The sequence below is a fragment of the Litorilinea aerophila genome, from assembly GCF_006569185.2.
GTDB classification, from domain to species: domain Bacteria; phylum Chloroflexota; class Anaerolineae; order Caldilineales; family Caldilineaceae; genus Litorilinea; species Litorilinea aerophila.
Genome location: NZ_VIGC02000025.1, coordinates 40,680 through 59,878 on the forward strand (window position 1 = coordinate 40,680; position 19,199 = coordinate 59,878).

The following is a 19,199-nucleotide window of genomic DNA, read 5'->3' on the forward strand; positions in this document are numbered from 1 at the left end:
GGCCCGGGGCAAAGGGCTGGACGCCGGTTGCGCCGGTGGGCTTCTCGGGCCTCAGCCGATGGCGATCATCCGTTCCACCGAGCGGGCAGCCCGCACCCGGATCTCCTCCGGGACGTCCACCTCGTACTGGTTGTAGCGCAGGGCGTCCAGGGTATCTTCCAGGGTGATCTGGTTCATGTGGGGGCAGCGGACACTGCATAGCCGCAGCATTTCCTTGTGGGGATTGGCGGCGACGATGTTGTCACCCATGGCGCACTCGGTCAGCAGCAGGTAGCGGGGCGCGTCGGTCTCCTCCACGTAGCGGATCATGGCCGTGGTGCTGCCGGAAAAGTCTGCCGCGGCCACCACCTCTGGGCTGCACTCAGGATGGGCCAGGATGGTCACATCGGGGAACTGGGCGCGTACGGCCTGGATGTCCTCCACGGTGAACTTCTCGTGCACTTCGCAGCGGCCGTGCCAGCCGATGAAGTCGTAGTGGCCGTTCAGCTCTTCCAGCTCGATGTTGGAGCGGGTGGGGATGATGATCCGCTTCCCCGTCTCCCGGGCTACGTTGCGGGCCAGGTACTCGTCGGGGATGAAGATCACCGTGTCTGCGTCCAGGGATTCCACCACCTTGACCGCGTTGCTAGAGGTGCAGCAGACGTCGCACTCGGCCTTGACTTCGGCGTAGGTGTTGACGTAGGTGACCACCGGCACGCCGGGGAAGCGGGCCTTCAGGTTGCGCACATCTTCAGCGGTGATGCTGGCTGCCAGGGAGCAGCCGGCGTGGTCTGAGGGGATGAGCACTGTCTTTTCCGGGTTGAGGATTTTGGCCGTCTCGGCCATGAATTCTACGCCACAGAAGACAATGATGTCTTTGTCGGTCTGGGCGGCCTGGCGGCTCAGGGCCAGGGAATCGCCCACAAAGTCCGGGATGGAGTGGAACAGGGCCGGCTCCATGTAGTTATGGCCCAGGATGACCGCGTTCTTCTCCTCCTTCAGCCGGTTGATTGCGTAGGCAATCTCGGCCTTGATACGCAACTCCACGTCGGGCACCACGTCCTGCAGCAGCGCCTTCATCTTCTCGTACATTTCTCGTTCATTGGCCGCTTGAATCGCCATGGTTCTCTCCTCTTTCTGAGTGGTGGCGCCTAAGCTGTGGCGCCTAAGTTATGGGGCGTGGCACGGGTTACGCCCCACGCATTACACTCGATAGCGCCCTATTGGCTACCCCTACAACAGAAAACTGATGTCCAGTGCCTCCACCGAGTGGGTCAACTTGCCAACGGAGATATAGTCGACGCCGGTGGCTGCCACGGCCGCCACCGTCTCCAGCGAAACGTTGCCTGAGGCTTCCAGGGGCACGGCACCGTTGACCAGGGCCACGGCTGCCCGCATCTCCTCCAGGGTCATGTTGTCCAGCATGATCTGATCCACCTCCAGGGCCAGGGCCTCCCGCAGCTCGTCCAGATTCTTGACCTCCACTTCGATGGGGCGCTGCCGCGGATCGCCAGCCCGCACCTTTTCCACTGCGGCCCGGATGCCACCCGCTGCCAGGATGTGGTTCTCTTTGATCAGGACCATGTCGTAGAGGCCGATGCGATGGTTTTTGCCGCCCCCCAGGGCCACGGCCCACTTATCCAGCAGGCGCAGACCCGGCGCAGTCTTCCGGGTGTCCAGGATCTGGGCTCGGGTGCCCTGCACCGCGGCCACGTAGCGCCGGGTCAGGGTGGCGATGCCCGACATGCGCTGGAGGAAGTTCAGGGCCACCCGCTCGCCGCTCAACAGGGCCCGGCCGGGGCCATGGACGGTGGCAATGACGGTGCCGGGCTCCACCCCGGCGCCGTCCTCCACCCGAGCGTCAAAGCGGATGCCGGGGTCCAGGGTCTGGAAGGTGCGCCGGGCCACTTCCAGGCCAGCGATTACGCCGGCCGCCTTGGCGATGAACCGGCCTTCATACACCGTGTCCGCCGGGACGGTGCAATCGGTGGTCACGTCGCCGTCGCCGATGTCTTCCTCCAGGGCCCGGCGGATGATGGCCTGCAGGGTTTCCTCCATGGCGGGGCCGTATGCTTCTTTCCAGTCGATCATGGGGTCTGCTTTCTGCTGCGCTTGCGGGGCCAGGAGTTCCTGCCCACGAGTAAATCCCGGCAGAAATTCGCCGATTGTATCCACCAGAGGTCGTGCGCCCAGAGGGCACCCGGAATTTCTGCTGGTGAAAACGTCACAGGCCCGCCGGATTCGCCCGGTGGCCCTTTTTCCCCCTCCTGTTTGGCCCTTGGCAACACCTGGGGGCAACCTGGGAGCACAATGGGGCGCAGTCAGGGCACTTTCACAGGGGGGGTTAATGTATTTTTGACACTAGTCCAATATTCTAGCACCGTTGGGGAGGCCGTCCAATTTGGCGAACCTGTGGGGAACAATTTGGGGAGGGGCGCCGACCCGGGCACACAAAAGAGGCGCCGGGGGAACAATTCCCCCGGCGGCACGACCTCTGGTGGAAACGAGTGGCGAATTTCTGCCGTGGTATTTACGCCAGATTGTACTAGACGTTGATGGGGTCATCAACCCGTTTCGTTTTCTCGGCGGGCTTCTTCGATGAGCCGTTGTTTTAGCTCCCACAGCTCCTGGGTGAGGGAGACGTGGTAGACGTGGGGGTTGACCAGGCGGCGCACGCCGTCATCCAGCCGTTCCACGTCAGCCTGGCGCTGGCGGCGAAGCTCCTCCAGGGGAGGCAGTTCATAGACCTGCTTTCCCCGGTCCAGGATGGTCACCAGCAGGGGTTCCATGGCACTAATCTCCTGGCGCCGCAGGGTACGCCATTTGGTGTGGTCCATGGGATGGCGCAGGAGCAACACGTCGGCCTGGCGGGGGTCTTCATGCTCTAGGCTGAGGAGATCTGCCGTGGCCTTACCCCGCCGGTCGTAGATGCGCCAGATGCGCTTCAGCCCCGGGTTGGGTGTCTTGGCCGGCGACTCGGAAATCTTGATGGCGGAATTCCAGCTATCTCCTTCCCGGACGGCCACCAGCTTGTAGACGCCGCCCAGGGCCGGTTCGCCCCAGGAGGTGATCAGCCGGGTGCCCACGCCGAAGACCAGCCGGCCGATGAGCTGGTCCGGGTCGACGCCATAGCGGGGCGCCTCGGCAGCGATCTGGGTGAGAATCTGCCAGATCACCAGCTCGTCCAGGTCGCTGGAGAGGACGATGGAGGTGTCCGGGAAGCCCGCGTCGTTGAGCATCTTGGCTGCCTGGATGCTCAGGTACGCCAGGTCTCCCGAGTCCAGGCGGATGCCCACGGGCTTGTGGCCCTTGCGCCGAAGTTCCTCGAACACCTGGATGGCGTGGGGAACGCCGCTCTGCAGGGTGTCCACCGTATCCACCAGCAGCAGACAGTCGTCCGGGTAGATCTCCGCGTAGGCCCGAAACGCGGCCAGCTCGCCCAGCCCCTTGGACATGAAGAGCTGGACCATGCTGTGGGCGTGGGTGCCCTTGGGCGGCAACCCCAGGGCGTAGGAGACCCCCACGTTGGAGGTGAAGACCGCGCCGCCGATCAGGGCAGCCCGGGCGCCGGCGTTGGCGCCCCGCTCCTGGGCCCGGCGCAGGCCGAATTCCAGCACCGGGCGGCCCCGGCCTGCCTCCACCATGCGGGAAGCCTTGGTGGCCACCAGGATGGGATAGTTCAGGTGGTTCAGGAGGGGCGTCTCCAGGATCTGGGCCATGGCCAGGGGGCCCCGCACCACGGTCAGGGGCTCGTTGGGGTGGATGACCCGGCCTTCGGGGATGGCCTCCAGGGTGATGTGGCCGAAGTGGCCTTCCCGGCCCAGCCACTCCAGAAAGTCGTCAGCGAAGAGGGGCTGTCCAGCGCTGTTGCGTTGTGCCCGCAGGAACTCAATCTCCTCCTGGCCAAAGCGGGCCTCTTTCATCCAGTCCAGGAGCCAGGCCAGGCCCGCGTTGATGCAGTAGCCCGCCTGGTGGCTGTCATAGTCGGGATACCGGCGGAAAAAATGGTCAAACTGGACCTCGGCCTCGTGCATCCCCATGCGGAAGTAGAGCTGGGCCATGGTCAACTGGTACATGTCCGTCAGCAGGATGCCTTCGGCGAGGCGTGGGTCAGGGCGTTTCATGGGTTACTCTCCTCTTGGCCGCGTGGCTGGTCATCTGTGATCCCTATAATGCTAAACCCGGCAGCGGTCTATCGTCTAATCTGGCCGGGTGCGCGCCACATTTGGGGGCCCATCGTCGTAGGGCATCGTCGTAGGGCGGGCTGGAAGCCCGCCGAACGTGGCGGGTTGAGCACCCGCCCACAAAATGGGGGCGGGTGCCCGGCATCCGTCCGGGGCTGGCGGAATCGGGCGGGCACGGGGGCCCGCCGGACTGGCACTGCCGACGTCACCAGGCCACCCGGGAATCGGGCGGGCACGGGGGCCCGCCCCTACGAAGGAACGTCACCCCTTCGTAGGCGCAGCTTGTAGCTGCGCATCGTCGCCATCCCTTCATCCGTCCGGGCCTGGTGAAACCGTGCGGCCAGAGGCCGCACCTACGGTGCACCGGCGCCTCTTCGCCACGGGTTCATGGTGGGGATTTGGGGGATGTGGCGGTATAATGGGAGCTGTCGATTTGGGATGACGCTGGGGTGGGGCCCAGCGGAATCCGTCAATGGGTCCAAGGAGAGTTCCCATGGCCAAGGAAAATCCGACCTGTCCCGTCTGTGAAAGCCCACTGACCACCGACGCCCTTCGCGCGGGCAAGTGTCAATGTTGTGGCAGCCAGCTACCCAAAGAAATGGTCGAGCAGGCTGGAAAATCGTCTTGAAGCGGGTTATCTTTCTCTTTCTGGACGGCGTGGGCCTGGGGGAGGATGATCCCGCGATCAACCCCCTGGCCGCCGGCACCTACCCCCATCTGGCCGAGCTGTTGGAGGGCCGCCCTCTGACCGCCTCTACCGGCCGTTTCTCTGCCCGTCAGGCCGAGCTGATTCCGGTCGATGCCCGGCTGGGCGTGCCGGGCCGTCCCCAAAGCGCGACCGGCCAGGCGGCCATCCTCACCGGGATCAATGCGCCTGGCCGGCTGGGGGAGCATTTTGGCCCTCGACCGGATGCCCGGGTGCGGGCCATCCTGGATGCGGGAAGCATTTTCCGCCGTCTGCGTCAGGCGGGGCTGGCCGCCTTCTTCTGCAATGCCTATCCCCACGGCTACTTCGAGGCGGTCAACCGGGGCAAGCGGCTGCTGAGCGCGGTGCCCTATGCCGCCACAGTGGGCGGGCTCTCCCTCCAGAATCACGGCGATCTGGTGGCGGGCCGGGCGCTGGCTGCCGATTTCACCAACCAGGGTTGGCGGGAGCACCTGGGCTACACCGATGTCCCGGTCTTTACCCCTGGGGAGGCAGGCCGCCACCTCTGGCAGATCGCCCAGCCCTATCACTTTGTCTTCTTTGAACACTGGCAGACGGATCTGCTGGGCCACCGTCGGCACCTGGAGGAGGCGGTGGCCGATCTGGCGCTGTTTGACGCGTTCCTGGGTGGGTTGATGGAGGCGGCCGACCTGGCCCAGACCCTGATCATCGTGGCCAGCGATCATGGCAATGTGGAGGATTGCAGCCACAGGAACCATACCCGCAACCCCGCCTTGACCCTGCTCCTGGGCGCGTCCCGGGAGCGTTACGCGGCTGCCCTGCAGGATCTGACCGACTTCGTGGCCGTCATCGAGGATTTCCTGGGCGTGCGTCAGTCCGCGGCCCGGTAGCCCCGGAAGGGATGCCGGGCTGGCGGGGCTTCGCCGGGCGCGGGCAGGGTGAACGCGATGCAAGTCCCCTGGCCTGGGCGACTTTCCGCCCAGATTTTGCCGCCGTGATTTTCCACAAACCCCCGGGCAATGGCCAGCCCCATTCCCGCGCCCCCGGTGTGGCGGCTGCGGGATTTTTCACCCCGATAGAATTGATCGAAGATGTGGGGTAGATCCTCCGGGGCGATGCCTGGGCCGGTATCCCGGACCGTCACCTGCACTGCCCCGGAAAGCTTGCGGGCCTGGATGGTGACGGTGCCGCCTGGGGGAGTGTAGCGCAGGCCGTTGTTGACCAGGTTGGCCAGGACACGGCCGATCTGGCGTGCGTCCATCATCACCGGATCCACGCCCTCTTCTGCCGCCCCCTCCAGATGGATTCCCCGCGCGTGGGCCAGCTCCCGAAAACTTTCCAGCGTGTCCGAGATCAGGTCGGTCAAGGAGTGGAGCTGACGATTTTGGGGGAAGCCACCCGCGTCCAGCTGGGCCATGGCAAAGAGGTCATCGATGAGCAGGGCCAGCTCGTGGATGGAGCGCCGGGCCGTGTCCAAATAGCGCGCCCGGGTTTCCGGGTCTTCCACCATGCCGTCGGCCAGCGCTTCCACGATGGCTCGCACCGAGGCCAGGGGGGTGCGCAGGTCGTGGCCCACCCACGCGATCAAGTCCCGGCGCAGGGTCTCCGCTTCCTGCTGTTTGCGGGCGGCCACCTCCAGCTGTGCTGCCATCTTGTTGAAGGAACGGGCCAGGCCGGCCATCTCGTCATGGCCCGGCAGGTGGACCCGGGTGTCCAGATGTCCCTGGGCGATCCGGTTGGCGCCCTGGTGCAGAGCCCGGATGTTGTCGGTGAGGGTGGCAGAGAAGAAATAACCCAGCACCATGGCGATGCCGGCGGCAAAGGTGAGCAACAGCGTGGCCAGGGCGAGGTCATGCCGGTTGATGAACATCAGCCGGGCCGTTACCCATACGTTGAGGAAGGTGAGCACGCTGGAGAGGGCATAGCTGCCAAAGAGGGTCCAGTACAGCCCGGGGGATCGATTGAGCCAGCCCAGCCGATAGACGCCGTAGCCCAGGCCCAGGGAGAGCAGCGCTGTGGCCGACAGGAACCAGGTCATGGCCCAGAACTCTCCCTCCGGCGGCTGCATCAGCCAGTCGAAGATGGCCAGGGTCACCGCCACCACCAGGATGATCCCGGTCAGCAGGCGCAGGGGCAACCCGAGTGACCGGCGCCTGGCTTCAATTTTCATGGACATTTCCCCCATCTGTGGCCCTCCACAATATCGCGCGAGCAACTATTCACCCGGGCCGGACTCCGGATCGAACCGGTATCCCACCCCCCAGACCGTTTGGATGTAACGGGGATTGGCCGGGTCGGGCTCGATCTTTTCCCGGAGCCGCCGCACGTGCACCGTCACCGTGCTGGGATCCAGGTAATCCCGTTCGCCCCACACCCGGTCCAGCAACTGGCTGCGGCTGAAGACCTGTCGCGGGTGGCTGGCCAGAAGCCAGAGGAGGTCAAACTCCCGGGCGGTCAGCTCTACTTCGCCGTGGGGCACGGTGACCAGGCGGCTCCGGGGGTCGATGCGCAGGTTGGGGAAGACCAGGGGGCGGGCCTTCTGAAGGGCGTTCGCCTGTTGGGTCCGGCGCAGCACGGCCCGGACCCGGCTCACCAGCTCCTGGGGGCTGAAGGGTTTGACCACGTAGTCGTCGGCGCCCATTTCCAGGCCCAGGATGCGGTCGCTCTCTTCGCCCCGGGCGGTGAGCATGATGATGGGCGTGTTGCCCTCGGCCCGCAGGCGTCGGGTGATCTCCAGGCCGTCGACCTGGGGCAACATCAGGTCCAGGATCACCAGATCCGGCGGGGAGAGGGTCAGGGCGCGCAGGGCTGTCTGGCCGTCATGGGCAATCTCCACCTGGAAGCCGGCCCGCCGCAGGTAGAGGGTCACCACCTCCACGATGCTTTCTTCGTCATCGACCACCAGAATCTTCGAACTGGACACGCTCTCCATCCTCGAAAACCCGGCCGCCCGGACAGGCGGGCATAAACAGCGGGCATAAATAAACACTGTGTTGCCGTCACTCTCTTTGCAGATGGTTCATCTGCGAAATCTGCGGTTTCTTCCGTAGAGTGTACCCTGTGGATGGGATCCAGGGCAAGGCGGTTTGTCGGTGCGCCATGGTGTCACGGGCTGGTTTCCCGTACCAGGGTCAGGTGAAGTACCAGGGCGCCGCAGGCGGCCAGGGCCGAGACGGCAGCCAGGCCGGCCACGCCGTGGGCCGTGTAGATCCAGGGGCCGCTGGCCGAAGCCAGGGTGGCCCCCACCAGGGAGATGGCCGTGTTCAGGGTCATCACCCGGGCACGGCGGTCCGGCGCCTGCTCACTGAGAAGGGGGAAGCTGCTCACCAGCGCGAACTCAAAAGCGCCCCGGGCGACTGCGATGCCCAGGATGGCGGGGACCAGCCCCACGTTGAGCCACGGCAGGGCCAGATAGCCGAGCAGGGTGCCGCTGGTGCCCAGGATGACGCTACGGCGCTTGCCGATGGCATCGGTGAAAAGGCTGACCGAGACGCTGGCTGTCAGGTCAAAAAAGCCCAACAGCAGGGCTACCGTTCCCAGCTGTGCCGGCCCCAGGCCATATTCCAGGTTCAACCAGGTGCCGTGGGTGATCATCACCTGCAGCGCGCCGTAGTAGGTCAGGGCAGTGGCCAGGATGGCGGCATAGGCGGATCGGGCATTTCCTCCCAGGTCGAAAAAGGCACGTATCCGTTGCCCGATCCCTACCCTGGCGGGGACCGCTGCTCCTCGCCCGCCTCCATGACCATGGCTTCCAGTCGTCTCGGGCAGGGTGGTGAATACCGTCCACATGGCCAGCATGCCCACGCCCAACAGCCAGAAGGGCGCACGCCAGCCCCACTCCTGGATGAGCCAGCCGATGAGCGACAGGCTGACGATGCCGGTAAGGGCCCATGAATACTCTAGCATGCCCATGCCCCGGGCCCGCCGGGCGTAGGGCAGGCGGGCGCTCAAATAGGCCTGCAGGGTGGGGATAAAGCCGGCAATGCCCAGGCCGCTCAACACCATGCCCACCACGGCCATGCTCAGGTGGTAGCTGCCGGCGATGAGGAAGGAACCGGCCGCACCCAGAAGTAATGACAGTCGCAGGACGCGGCGGTAACCCTGGCGATCGGCCAGGACGCCCAGGAATGGCGCACAGAGCCCCATGAGATTGCGCAGACTGACCAGCTGCCCCATGGTGACCACATCCGTCCCCAGGCCGGCTGCGAAGAGGGAAAGGAAAGGGTTGAAAATCTGGCTGTGGGTGTCTACCAGCAGACGAGCCGCAATGCTGGTTCCCATCAGGCGGCCGAAGGAAATCTCCCCCCGCGCCTGTTGTGTCGCCGATTTGGCCATGGCATACCTCAGTATGGACGTTGGAATGGTGATGGGTGACCTTACGGCTGGGGCTGCACCCGGTGTACGGTGGCCCCTGGAGGCGGCACGAAGTCGAAGACCAGGGGATCGATCTCCTGGTTGAAAATGGCCAGGGTGAACTGGATCTGCCGGCCGCTGCTATCCCGCAGGGCAAGGGGATAGCCGAACTCCCGGTCCAGCCAGAGCTCTAAAGGCCCGGGCGGAAAGGCGCCATCGTCGTCGGGGATCACCACTTCCAGGTGCCGCGTGGGCCGCCCGGCGATGGTTTCATCGGCCAGTTCCCGCAGGGCGTATCCCCGCTGTAACACCGCCAACACCTGGTACGGAAGCCGTTCCAGCATGGAGCCGGCGCCGGCTTCGCCCAGGAGGTCGGGCCGGTACTGGGTGCGATCCACCACCGTGGCCATGTCCAGGGCGGGGGTATAGACCCACCCCTCCCGGTCGTTGAGGACGACGATGGTGCCCTGAAAGGCGGGCGGGCCTGCTTCGGTTTCCGTGCGCAGAAATTCCGGCGGCTGTACCCAGATTTCTTGCTCTAATGTGGCGGACTGCAGGGAAATCTGTAGTCGCCCCTGGAGGGTCTGGAGCCGGCCCAACTGTTGTTCCACCTGCCCGGCCAGATCCTGCCGGCCGCCACAGGCAGCCAACAGGAGGAGCCCCAGGGCCAGGAGGGCTTGCCAGAGCCGTTGCGGAAAAGTCCGGCCGGGCCCGCGGCCCTTGTGTTTCATGATCATGGCGCGTCCTGCATGGTGTGTGGGTGGGTTACATCCAGATGCGGGGGACATCGGGGTCGGATTCGTCTTTGGATGTATGTTGGGGTGAAGGCGATTCGGGTCGTCCTCGCCCTCCGGTGGGTGGGGCAGAGCGGTCAGCGGACGATGTGGGGCCCAGCAGGCAGGGCCGCCCCTGGCTGCCCCCCTGGTCTGGCCCCAGGATGCCAGCTTCTTCCAGCTGATCCACCAGCCGGCTGGCCCGGCTATAGCCGATGCGCAGCTTTCGCTGCAGCAGGCTGACCGATCCCCGGCCGGCTTCCCGCACAATCTCCACGGCGTCGTCAAAGAGTTCGTCCCGGGCTTCTGCGGCCCGCAGCTGCTCGATTTCCTGGAAGAGAGGCGGTTGAGCCAAGCCCGTCGTCGTCTGGGCCGGTTGGGTCGGCAGGCCGACGTCGGGCTCGGGTGCCAGCTCGGGAGGCTGGACCGCCATTTGGGGCGTCGGCCGGGGGGCAAGCCCGGCATCCTCCAGGGTCCGTGCGCCCTTCCAGTAGCGCACCACCCGGTTGATCTCCTCGTCGCTGAGCCAGGTGCCCTGGAGCCGTTCCAGGCGGCTGGCATCGGCGCGCATGAAGAGCATGTCCCCCCGCCCCAGGAGCCGTTCGGCACCGGGCATGTCCAGGATGACCCGGCTGTCTATCTGGCTGCTGACAGCAAAGGCGATGCGGGCCGGAAAGTTGGCCTTGATCAGGCCGGTGATCACGTCCACCGAGGGGCGTTGGGTGGCGATGATCAGGTGGATGCCCACGGCCCGGGCCATCTGGGCCAGGCGGCAGATGTGCTTCTCCACCTCCTCCGGCGCGGCCATCATCAGGTCGGCCATTTCATCCACCACCACCACGATGTAGGGCAGGGTTGGCTCCTGGCGCTTGAGCAGATAGCTGTTATAGCGCTCCAGATCCCGCGCGTTGACCTTGCTGAAGAGCTGGTAGCGCCGCTCCATCTCCTTGACGGCCCAGAAGAGGACGCCGGCCGCTTTGTCCACTTCGGTGACGACCGGACTGAGGAGATGGGGGATGCCGTTGTAGACACTCAGCTCCACCATCTTGGGGTCCACCATCAGGAAGCGCAGGGTGTCGGGCGTGTGGGTCAGCAGCAGGCAGGTGATGATGGCGTTGATGCAGACCGATTTGCCCGTGCCCGTGGCGCCGGCGATGAGCAGGTGGGGCATCCGGGCCAGGTCCGCCACGATGGGCTGGCCCTTGACGTCCTCGCCCAGGGCAATGGGGAGCTTCCCCTTTATCTTCATCTGCTCGAAGGCTTCACTCTCCATGAGCTCCTTCAGGCCCACCACATTGCTTTCCTGGTTGGGGACCTCCACGCCCACGTAGTTGGTGCCGGGGATGGGCGCCTCGATGCGGACACTGGACGCGGCCAGGGCCAGGGCCAGGTCGTTGGCCAGGGCGGCGATCTTGCTCACCTTGACTTTGACCCGCTTGACTTCCCCTTTGACAGTGCGCTCGATGTAGCCCGGCTTGATCAGATACTGGGTCACCGAGGGGCCCTTATAGGCTCCCTCGAAGTCCGCCGGTACGCCGAACAGGGCCAGGGTTTCCTGGATCAGGCGGCCCTGGCGTCGGATCAGGTCGTCGCTGTCCACCTGCCGGTCCCAGTCCAGGAGCATCTCCGACAGTTTGGGCAACTGCCACTCCTGGCCACCCACGATGTGTGGCGTGAGGATTTCGGCTTCCCGGCTGGGGGTGACCGGAGGGGCCGGCCGGGGGGCTGGGGCCGCAGGCGCTTCTGCCGGAGGGGGACCTGACCGCCCCTCTGGGCGTACCAGGTTGGCCGGCGCTGGGGCCGGTGGCTGTGGCTCCCAGAAGGGCAGGCGTTCCCGCAGGCGCTTCCACCACGGCACCTGACCGCTGGGGATGGGCAGGGAAGGCTGGATGGGAACCGGGCCACCCAGCCCCGGCCGGGCGTGCCACTGCCCATCCAGCCAGCTCCAGATTCGTTCTGCCAGATCGATCAGGCGCCGGTCGGTGAGGAGGATCAGGCCGGAGACCGCCAGAAAGGAGGTCACCGCCCAGGCCCCCCAGGGGCCCAGGGCCCGGCTCAAGCCGGTGGCCAGCAGGTTGCCCAGCCAGCCGCCGGCAGTGGGTTCCAGCCGGCTCCAGAGGGCGGCGCCGGTGATGTAGGCGAAGAAGAGCAGCGCACAGCCCGCCGGCCGTTGCCAGGGCAGGTCCGGCATGCGCTCAATGGCCCGGATGACCATCCACAGGCCCAGCGCGCCGGTGACCAGGGGCACTCCCCAGACGCCCACCCCCACCAGGATGGTGAGGCTGTCGATCCACCAGCCTGTGAGCTGCCCCCGGCTGCCGGTCAGCAGGCTCAACAGCGTAAAAACTGAAATGAGAACCAGCGACAGGCCAATCACCTCGGCCCGCAGGAGGCTCTCCCGCAGTTGCTGGAGTAAGCTGGGTTGTGGTTTGGATCGACGGGACCGTCTTCGCTTTGCCATAGGGAATTTAAACTGCCTCAAACGAACAAACGTTCAAGGCCAGTATAGCATGCCCGCGGCGCCCCTGCAAGAGATTCAAAGACAGAGCTTCTATGCCAGGTGGCCTGGTAAGCGCGCCAAACGCGCAGCTATACCTCTTCCCATACCATCCGGAGGTGGTATAATTGTGGCAGGTATATTGCACAGATGAAACGTGTACAAGGCAGCTCCTTCCGTCCCCAGTGAGGCGACATCCCCCTAAAACCCATGGGTCAGTCTTTCAGGATTATCAGCGACATTCGAAACATTGAGACCATCGCATCTGGCCGTGGCGTACACATTCGAAAGTATCTGGAACGTTATTACGGCAGGGGGCGTTGGCGGAAGATGAAAGGTGTTGCGACCGTGGAGCTCGCTGATGGAACCTTTTGGGAGGCAGAAATCCACTGGTATGAAGCCCACGGCATTGGTCGCAGAGATTTCAAAATTAAGAGGTTGATCCGATGAGCCAATTTGTGATCTGTATTAACAATCAAGGCAACCAGGCCAGCCTGATCGTGGGTAAGGTGTACCGCCGCCTACCCGATTCCCAGGCGGAAGCCCATCAGATGTTTCGCATCGTGGATGAAGACAAAAGCGAACCCGAAGGATATTTGTATCCGGCGTCCATGTTTGTTCCGGTGGAGCTGCCAGAGGAAGTCCAACGGGTTTTGATGGCAGCGGAGTCGGGAGGGTGATGGCCGTTGGGGGGCGACTGTGCCAGTTTGCCGTAAATACCACGGCAGAAATTCGCCGATAGTTCCCCCATAGATAGGGGCGGCGAATTTCTGCCGGGACTACGACTCATCGGTGCCCCCAACCTGGCCAGGAGGGGGCCTGTCAACGGAAGCCGCCGACAGATGGACGGTTAGACTTCCATGACCAGCGGCAGGACCATGGGGCGCCGGCCCATCTCCCGGTAGGTGAAGTTGGCCAGGGCCTCTTTGATCTTCTCTTCCAAGACCTGCTGGGGCGCCCGTTTTTTGATGACCTTGAGCACCACTTCCTGGGCCCGCTTGATCAGGTCCTCGTTCTCCCGCATGTAGACGAACCCACGGCTGATAATCTCCGGGCCGTAGAGGATCTCCCCATCGTACTCATCCAACGCCAGGATGCAGACAATGAAGCCGTTCTGGCTCAGGTGGCGCCGGTCCCGCAAGACCACGTTGCCCACGTCGCCGATCCCCAGGCCGTCCACAAAGACGTGGCCGGCGGAGAGCCGTTCACCCAGGCGTCCCTGGATCTCCTCGCTGCCGTTGAAGCGGCCGAATTCCACCACCTGCCCGTCCTCCACCACGAAGACGTTGGACTTGGGGAGGCCCACCTGCTGGGCCAGCCGGCCATGGAGGACCAGATGACGATACTCGCCGTGGACCGGGATCATGAACTTGGGCCGGGTCAGCCGCAGCATCCGCTCGTAGTCGTCCCGACCACCGTGGCCACTGACGTGGACGTTCCCCAGCTCGTGGTAGAGGACATCCACGCCCTGGCGGAAGAGGTTGTCCACCGTGCGGTTGAAGAGCTCCTCATTCCCGGGGATGGGCATGGCGCTCAGGACCACCGTATCCCCCTCCCGCAGGGTGATCTGGCGGTGATCGCCCAGGCTCATGCGCACCATGGCGCTGGTGGGCTCGCCCTGGCTGCCGGTGGCCACGATGACCACCTCATGGGCGGGGAGGGACTCCATCTCCGCCGTGGTGAGCAGCTCCTCCTGCTTGATGTCCAGGTAGCCCAGCTGGATGGCGATCTTGACGTTGTTGACCATGGAACGGCCCACCACGCCGACCCGCCGTCCGTGGCGTCGGGCCACGTTGATGATCTGCTGGACCCGGCCCAGGTTGCTGGCGAAGGTGGCCAGCAGGACCCGACCCGGCGCCTGGCTCATGACCCGCTCCAGCATGGTTTCCACCGTGCGCTCGCTGGGGGTGCTCCCCTCCTTCTCCACGTTGGTGCTGTCGGCCAGGAGGAGGGCCACGCCCTCATCGCCCCAGCGCCGCAGCTTGTCTTCTTCGGTGGGCTTGTCGTCCACCGGCGTGGGATCAAAGCGGTAGTCACTGGTGTGGATCACCCGACCGATGGGCGTCTGCACGGAGATGCCCACGCTGTCGGGGAAGCTGTGGCAGACGTGGAAAAATTCCACCGTGAAGGGTCCGGCCTCCACCTTGTCGTCCTCGGTGATGGTGTGAAGCTCTGCATCGGCCAACAGCTTGTGTTCCCGCAGCTTCACCTCCAGCAGGCCCCGGGTGAGGGAGGTGGCGTAGATGGGGGCATCCAGGCCTTGCTCCATCAGGTAGGCCAGGCCACCGATGTGGTCTTCGTGGCCGTGGGTCAGGAAGATGCCCCGCACCCAGTCCAGCCGCTCGTAGACATACTGGGCATCGGGGATGACGATGTCGATACCGTGCATCTCGGTGGTGGGGAACATGAGCCCCGCGTCGATGATGATGATATTTTCGCCGGATTCCAATACCAGCATGTTCTTGCCGATCTCACCAAGGCCGCCCAGGGGGATGACCCGCAGGAGAACGTCGTCCTTGCTGCCTTGTCGAGATTTGTCTCTCTTTGCCATAAATATCTTGCTCCTGTCTATCTATCGGTTGATGGGTTCAACGTTCACAAAAAACAGGGGATTGCGCTGCATCCCCTGTCCATTCCAAAACATGTGATTGCGCCCAAACTGGTGGTTGCGGCACTGCCGGGAGTTACGGGAATTGAGGGGCAGAAGGGGCGATCGACCTGATGCACTCCGTTCAGGTAGCGGTGTGTGCTACTGGGCCGACGTGGCACTCGCGGACTCATCGTTCTCCGTCGGCATCTCTGCAGGATGCCCGGCCTGCCCGGCCGGTTCATAGTCCGGATCCCCCGGATGGGGCACACCGGCCGGCAGGGCTTCCCCTCGCCGGGCCGCGGCGTTGGCCTTGCGGGCCCGCTCTATCAGCGGCGGCAGCTTCTGCATGTCCTTCTCAAACGCCTCCCGCCAGCGGGGGTTGCGCAAAGCAGCCGCCGGGTGAAACATGGCCATGGCCACCCGACCCCGGCCAATGTTGCGCACCTGGCCGTGGATCTTGGTGATGGTGCCATTGGGAAACCAGCGCCGCATGCTGAAACGCCCCAGGGTGACGATGATGCGAGGGTTGATCAGCGCCACCTGTCGTTCCAGGTAATCGGCACACGCCTCCAGCTCATCCGGCTGGGGATCCCGGTTCTCCGGTGGGCGGCACTTCACCACGTTGGTGATGTAGACTTCCTCCCGTCGGATGCCCAAACGGGCCAGAGTTTCGGTCAAAAACTGACCGCTGCGCCCCACGAACGGGCGCCCCTGCCGGTCCTCCTCGTAGCCAGGTCCTTCGCCCACAAACATGACCACAGCACGGTAGTCGCCTTCCCCCGGGACGGCGTGGGTTCGTGTTCTGGCCAGGCGGCAGCGCTGGCAACGCCGCACTTCCGCCTCCAGCGCGTGCATCTGCTCTATCACGTCCTGCTCATCGTCTCGACCGTCTCTCTCGCGGTCGTCTGTATCCCGGCCGTCTGCCGGGGTGTCCAGGGGCTCCTCCTGGCTCGCGCTTTCATCCATGGCGACCGTGTATGGTGCTTTCTGTCTTTCCGCAACTCGCCTGGCAGCTAGTGCCGGCAAAATATATCCATAAGCCGGGCCCCGTCGGCCCAGGTTCGCTTACGCTTTTTTACGCAATCCTGTGCATTATATCACTAAATTTTAGGCCGGTCGAAATTTTTCCACTATCCACGGCCTTTACAGCCGCCACAGCCACAGGAACGCCATGCCCACCACCAGGGTCAGGAGCAGGTTACGGGTGCGCCAGGCGACCACCGCCGCGGCCAGGCCGGCCACCAGCCGGCTGTTGTGCAGGCTCCAGTCCGGCCCGCCGTCCTCCTGGAGAACCAGCCCCGGCGCGATGATGGCCGCCAGCACGGCCGGCGGAATGTAGCGCAACAGGCGCAGCCCGACCGCCGGCAGCGTCACCCTGCCCGCCAGCGCCAGAGGCACGTAGCGGGCGCTGAAGGTCACCAGGGCCATCCCGCCGATCAGCCACCACTCACGACTGCCCATGCCCTACCTCGCTGTCACTGGGTTGTCTATCGGTTGGCTCCGCGCCACCCTCGTCGATGGGCCAGCGGAGTTCCGCCCCGAAGCCCACGACCACGCCGACCAGGGCGGCGGCCATCAGGCCTAGCTGATGGGGGAGCTCCGCCCCCAGGAGGGCCGTGAGCCCGGCTGCTGCCACACAGGCGACCATGGGCCGGTTCCCCAGGGCGGGCACCAGCATGCCGATGAAGGTCAGGGGGAGGGCAAATTCCAACCCCCAGGCTCGGGGATCCAGCCCCAGGGCCGTCCCCGCCTGGCCGGCCCGCATCCCCACGTAGGTCCAGATCTGCCAGTTGACGTACATGGCCAGGGCCGAGCCCAGGAAATACCACTGCTTGTGGGCCCCATTTTGCCGCTGGCGGTAGTGTTCGATGACCACCAGGAAGGTTTCGTCCGTCAGCCAGAAGGCCAGGGGCGCCAGCCAGCGCTGGGGCAGGTGGCGCAGATGCGGTGCCAGGGGCAGGCCATAGAGGGCGTGGCGCAGGTTGACGATCAGGGTGGTCAACACGATGAGGGCCGTGCCCGCGCCCGTGGCCACCAGCCCGGCGGCAATGAACTGGGCCGAGCCAGCGAAGACCAGGGCCGACATGGCCTGGGTGGCCGCCGGCGACAGACCGCTTTGCACCGCCACCGCGCCAAAAACCATGCCAAAGGGCGAGGTCCCCACCAGCAGGGGAAGGGTAGCCCGCACCCCGGCCCCAAAGGCCCTGCCCCGGCTGTCAGCCAGGGCAGAGTCATCGGGATGGGCCAGCTCGGTGGAGGCGGACATGGCTTCAACCCTCCCCGGTTGGGGCTGTGCCATCTGCCAGCACACCTTGAAACACGGCGCACGGGAAGGTAAAGGAGCAGTCCGCCTCCACCCGCAGGGCCTGGCGCACCTCCTCGGGCGCCTGCTGGAGCAGCGCTCGGATGGCTGCCACCTGCAGGGCCGGCGTTTCCATGCGCGCCACCCAAGAGGCAAAGTCCAGTCGCAGCGCCCACGTGAAGGCCGCTTCCCCCTGGAAGCCGGCCCGATCCAGCATCGCCAGCCACTGGCCGACGGTATGATCCCGGACGTGGGAGGGATCCCGCAGCAGCTCCATGGCCTGGACGTGGGTGTCCACGGTGAAATCGTCGAAGGAGACCACATCCGCCAGCAGCAGCCGGCCCGGCCTGGGGCCGGCGCGCAGCACCCGGCGGAATTCCCGCAGGGCCTGCAAGGGATGGGGCCAGTGGTGGGCGCTGTAGCGGGAGGTGACCAGGTCGAAGCTGCCCTCTGGAAAGGGCAGGGCCTCCACATCGCCCAGGCGGAACTCCACGTTGTCAATGCCCCGCTCCCGGGCCAGCCGGCGGCCTTCCGCCAACATCTCCTGGGAGAGATCCACCGCGATGACCTGCCCCACGTGGGGGGCAAAGGCCAGCGCGGTGTGGCCAGGGCCACAGCCGGCATCCAGCACGGTCTCGTCGCCCCGCAGACGGGCCAGCGCCAGCATCTGCTCCAGCTCCACGCCCCCGGCGTGCACCTGGCTGGCCCGATAGTGGGCTGCGGTCTGGCTAAACTGGCGGCGGACCGCCCCCTTGACGTCGGCAGCCTCTTCCTGGCCCGCCGGTTTTTCTGGCATGGTCGTCCCTTTGCCCTCGGTTTCCGTGTCCATGTTGGCACTCCCTTTGGACTTCATCCCGTCCTCTTTATCCTTTATCCCTTCCCAATGCTTTCCGCGGCCGTCCGTTCCGTCTCGAAGACTGGCGTCAGCCAGTGGCGGTAGCGGGGTTCCCGGCCCCGCACGACCCGAAAGTAGAGATCCCGCAGGGCCTTGGTCACCGGCCCCAGCTTTCCGTTGCCCACGGGCCGGTGATCCACGCTGGCGAGGGCGGTGATCTGGGCGCCGGTGCCACACAGGAAAGCCTCATCCGCCACGTAGAGCTCCGTGCGGTCGATCTCCCGCTCTATCACGTCCAGCCCCAGCACTTCCCGGGCCATCTGGATGATGGAGCGGCGGGTGATGCCCTCCAGCACGTTGCTGGAGATGGGCGGGGTGTAGAGCACGCCGTTCCGCACCACGAAGAGGTTGGACGCGCTGCCTTCGGCAAGGTGGCCATCCTGGTTGAGGACCAGGGCTTCGTCGAAGCCGTTGAGCACGGCCTCGCTCTTGGCCAACGCGCTGTTGACATAGCTGCCGATGAGTTTGCCCCGGGCCGGGATGGCCGTGTCGTCCACCCGTCGCCAACTGCTGACGCAGGCCCGGGCCCCTTCTTCTGCCGGGATGTAGCGCCCCATGGGAATGCTGAAGATGGTGACGGCGTCCCGGAGGTCGTGGAGGCGGACGCCGATGGTTTCGTCGGCTTTGTACAGGATGGGGCGGATGTAACAATCCTCCTGCCAGCCCTCCGCCCGTAGCAGCTCCAGGGTAAACGCGGCCAGATCTTCCGGGCTGTAGTCCAGTTGGGCCAGGAGCAGCTTGCCACTCTCCAGGAAGCGGCGATAGTGGTCCAGGATGCGGAAGACGTAGAGCTGCCGTTCGTCGGCATTCCAGTAGCCGCGCAGGCCACCGAAGCAGCCCGTGCCGTAGTTGAAGGTGTGGGTCATTACGCTGATCCGGGCCTCCTCGATGGGTCGGATCGCACCGTTAAAGAAGGCGAAGCGGGTCATGAATGCAGATTCCTTTCCAGTTGGGCCCAT

The 19,199-nt window shown here is 65.1% G+C and carries 17 protein-coding genes; 3 read left to right on the top strand and 14 right to left on the bottom strand.

Annotated elements, in window-relative coordinates; translation table 11 throughout:
* Positions 1-51 precede the first annotated feature (51 nt).
* The 3 genes from nadA to FKZ61_RS17430 all read right to left on the bottom strand — a co-directional run bounded on the left by nadA (position 52) and on the right by FKZ61_RS17430 (position 4,103).
* Positions 52-1,101 carry a quinolinate synthase NadA gene (gene nadA / locus FKZ61_RS17420; protein ID WP_141611414.1) on the bottom strand — a complete coding sequence of 350 codons (1,050 nt, stop codon included), beginning with the start codon at positions 1,099-1,101 and terminating at the stop codon, positions 52-54.
* 111 nt (positions 1,102-1,212) lie between these two features.
* Positions 1,213-2,070, bottom strand: a complete 858-nt coding sequence (gene nadC, locus FKZ61_RS17425; RefSeq protein ID WP_141611415.1) for a carboxylating nicotinate-nucleotide diphosphorylase — start codon at positions 2,068-2,070, stop codon at positions 1,213-1,215.
* 473 nt (positions 2,071-2,543) lie between these two features.
* Positions 2,544-4,103 carry a nicotinate phosphoribosyltransferase gene (locus tag FKZ61_RS17430; RefSeq protein WP_141611416.1) on the bottom strand — a complete coding sequence of 520 codons (1,560 nt, stop codon included), beginning with the start codon at positions 4,101-4,103 and terminating at the stop codon, positions 2,544-2,546.
* Positions 4,104-4,787: 684 nt separating this feature from the next.
* Between FKZ61_RS17430 and FKZ61_RS17435 the strand changes: the two genes are divergently transcribed.
* Complete coding sequence (locus FKZ61_RS17435) at positions 4,788-5,720, top strand: alkaline phosphatase family protein (RefSeq protein WP_170199912.1); 933 nt, start codon at positions 4,788-4,790, stop codon at positions 5,718-5,720.
* On the opposite strand, the gene FKZ61_RS17440 is transcribed toward FKZ61_RS17435, so the two are convergent.
* The 5 genes from FKZ61_RS17440 to FKZ61_RS17460 form a co-directional block, all read right to left on the bottom strand.
* Complete coding sequence (locus FKZ61_RS17440) at positions 5,702-7,000, bottom strand: sensor histidine kinase (protein ID WP_170199914.1); 1,299 nt, start codon at positions 6,998-7,000, stop codon at positions 5,702-5,704. The genes FKZ61_RS17435 and FKZ61_RS17440 overlap by 19 nt on opposite strands.
* Positions 7,001-7,045: 45 nt before the next feature.
* Complete coding sequence (locus FKZ61_RS17445) at positions 7,046-7,762, bottom strand: response regulator transcription factor (RefSeq protein WP_407659949.1); 717 nt, start codon at positions 7,760-7,762, stop codon at positions 7,046-7,048.
* A 173-nt stretch (positions 7,763-7,935) separates the two neighbouring features.
* The gene (locus tag FKZ61_RS17450) at positions 7,936-9,165 is read right to left on the bottom strand and encodes an MFS transporter (protein WP_141611420.1); all 1,230 of its coding nucleotides are present in this window, start codon (positions 9,163-9,165) and stop codon (positions 7,936-7,938) included.
* A gap of 41 nt (positions 9,166-9,206) precedes the next feature.
* Entirely contained in the window at positions 9,207-9,914 is a 708-nt protein-coding gene (locus FKZ61_RS17455; protein WP_229964300.1) for a LolA family protein, read from the bottom strand.
* Positions 9,915-9,948: 34 nt separating this feature from the next.
* Positions 9,949-12,417, bottom strand: a complete 2,469-nt coding sequence (locus FKZ61_RS17460) for an FtsK/SpoIIIE family DNA translocase (protein WP_141611422.1) — start codon at positions 12,415-12,417, stop codon at positions 9,949-9,951.
* 246 nt (positions 12,418-12,663) lie between these two features.
* On the opposite strand from FKZ61_RS17460, the gene FKZ61_RS24500 reads away from it, so the two are divergent.
* Complete coding sequence (locus FKZ61_RS24500) at positions 12,664-12,903, top strand: hypothetical protein (RefSeq protein WP_141611423.1); 240 nt, start codon at positions 12,664-12,666, stop codon at positions 12,901-12,903.
* Positions 12,900-13,133, top strand: a complete 234-nt coding sequence (locus FKZ61_RS17465; protein ID WP_141611424.1) for a hypothetical protein — start codon at positions 12,900-12,902, stop codon at positions 13,131-13,133. Before FKZ61_RS24500 ends, FKZ61_RS17465 begins: the two co-directional genes overlap by 4 nt.
* Before the next feature lie 170 nt (positions 13,134-13,303).
* Here the strand turns inward: FKZ61_RS17465 and FKZ61_RS17470 are convergent, their stop codons facing one another.
* From FKZ61_RS17470 to FKZ61_RS17495, 6 genes are all read right to left on the bottom strand, one after another.
* On the bottom strand, positions 13,304-15,004 hold the full coding sequence (locus FKZ61_RS17470; RefSeq protein ID WP_229964301.1) for a ribonuclease J: 1,701 nt from the start codon (positions 15,002-15,004) through the stop codon (positions 13,304-13,306).
* A gap of 198 nt (positions 15,005-15,202) precedes the next feature.
* A complete protein-coding gene (locus tag FKZ61_RS17475; RefSeq protein WP_141611460.1) occupies positions 15,203-15,898 on the bottom strand; it encodes a uracil-DNA glycosylase in 696 nt (231 codons plus the stop codon).
* 288 nt (positions 15,899-16,186) lie between these two features.
* A complete protein-coding gene (locus FKZ61_RS17480; protein ID WP_141611425.1) occupies positions 16,187-16,504 on the bottom strand; it encodes an AzlD domain-containing protein in 318 nt (105 codons plus the stop codon).
* Positions 16,491-17,309, bottom strand: a complete 819-nt coding sequence (locus FKZ61_RS17485) for an AzlC family ABC transporter permease (RefSeq protein ID WP_141611461.1) — start codon at positions 17,307-17,309, stop codon at positions 16,491-16,493. The genes FKZ61_RS17480 and FKZ61_RS17485 overlap by 14 nt, the downstream gene beginning before the upstream one ends.
* Before the next feature lie 4 nt (positions 17,310-17,313).
* On the bottom strand, positions 17,314-18,174 hold the full coding sequence (locus tag FKZ61_RS17490; RefSeq protein WP_211358616.1) for a class I SAM-dependent methyltransferase: 861 nt from the start codon (positions 18,172-18,174) through the stop codon (positions 17,314-17,316).
* Between the two features lie 41 nt (positions 18,175-18,215).
* Positions 18,216-19,169, bottom strand: a complete 954-nt coding sequence (locus FKZ61_RS17495; RefSeq protein ID WP_141611426.1) for a branched-chain amino acid transaminase — start codon at positions 19,167-19,169, stop codon at positions 18,216-18,218.
* Positions 19,170-19,199 lie beyond the last annotated feature (30 nt).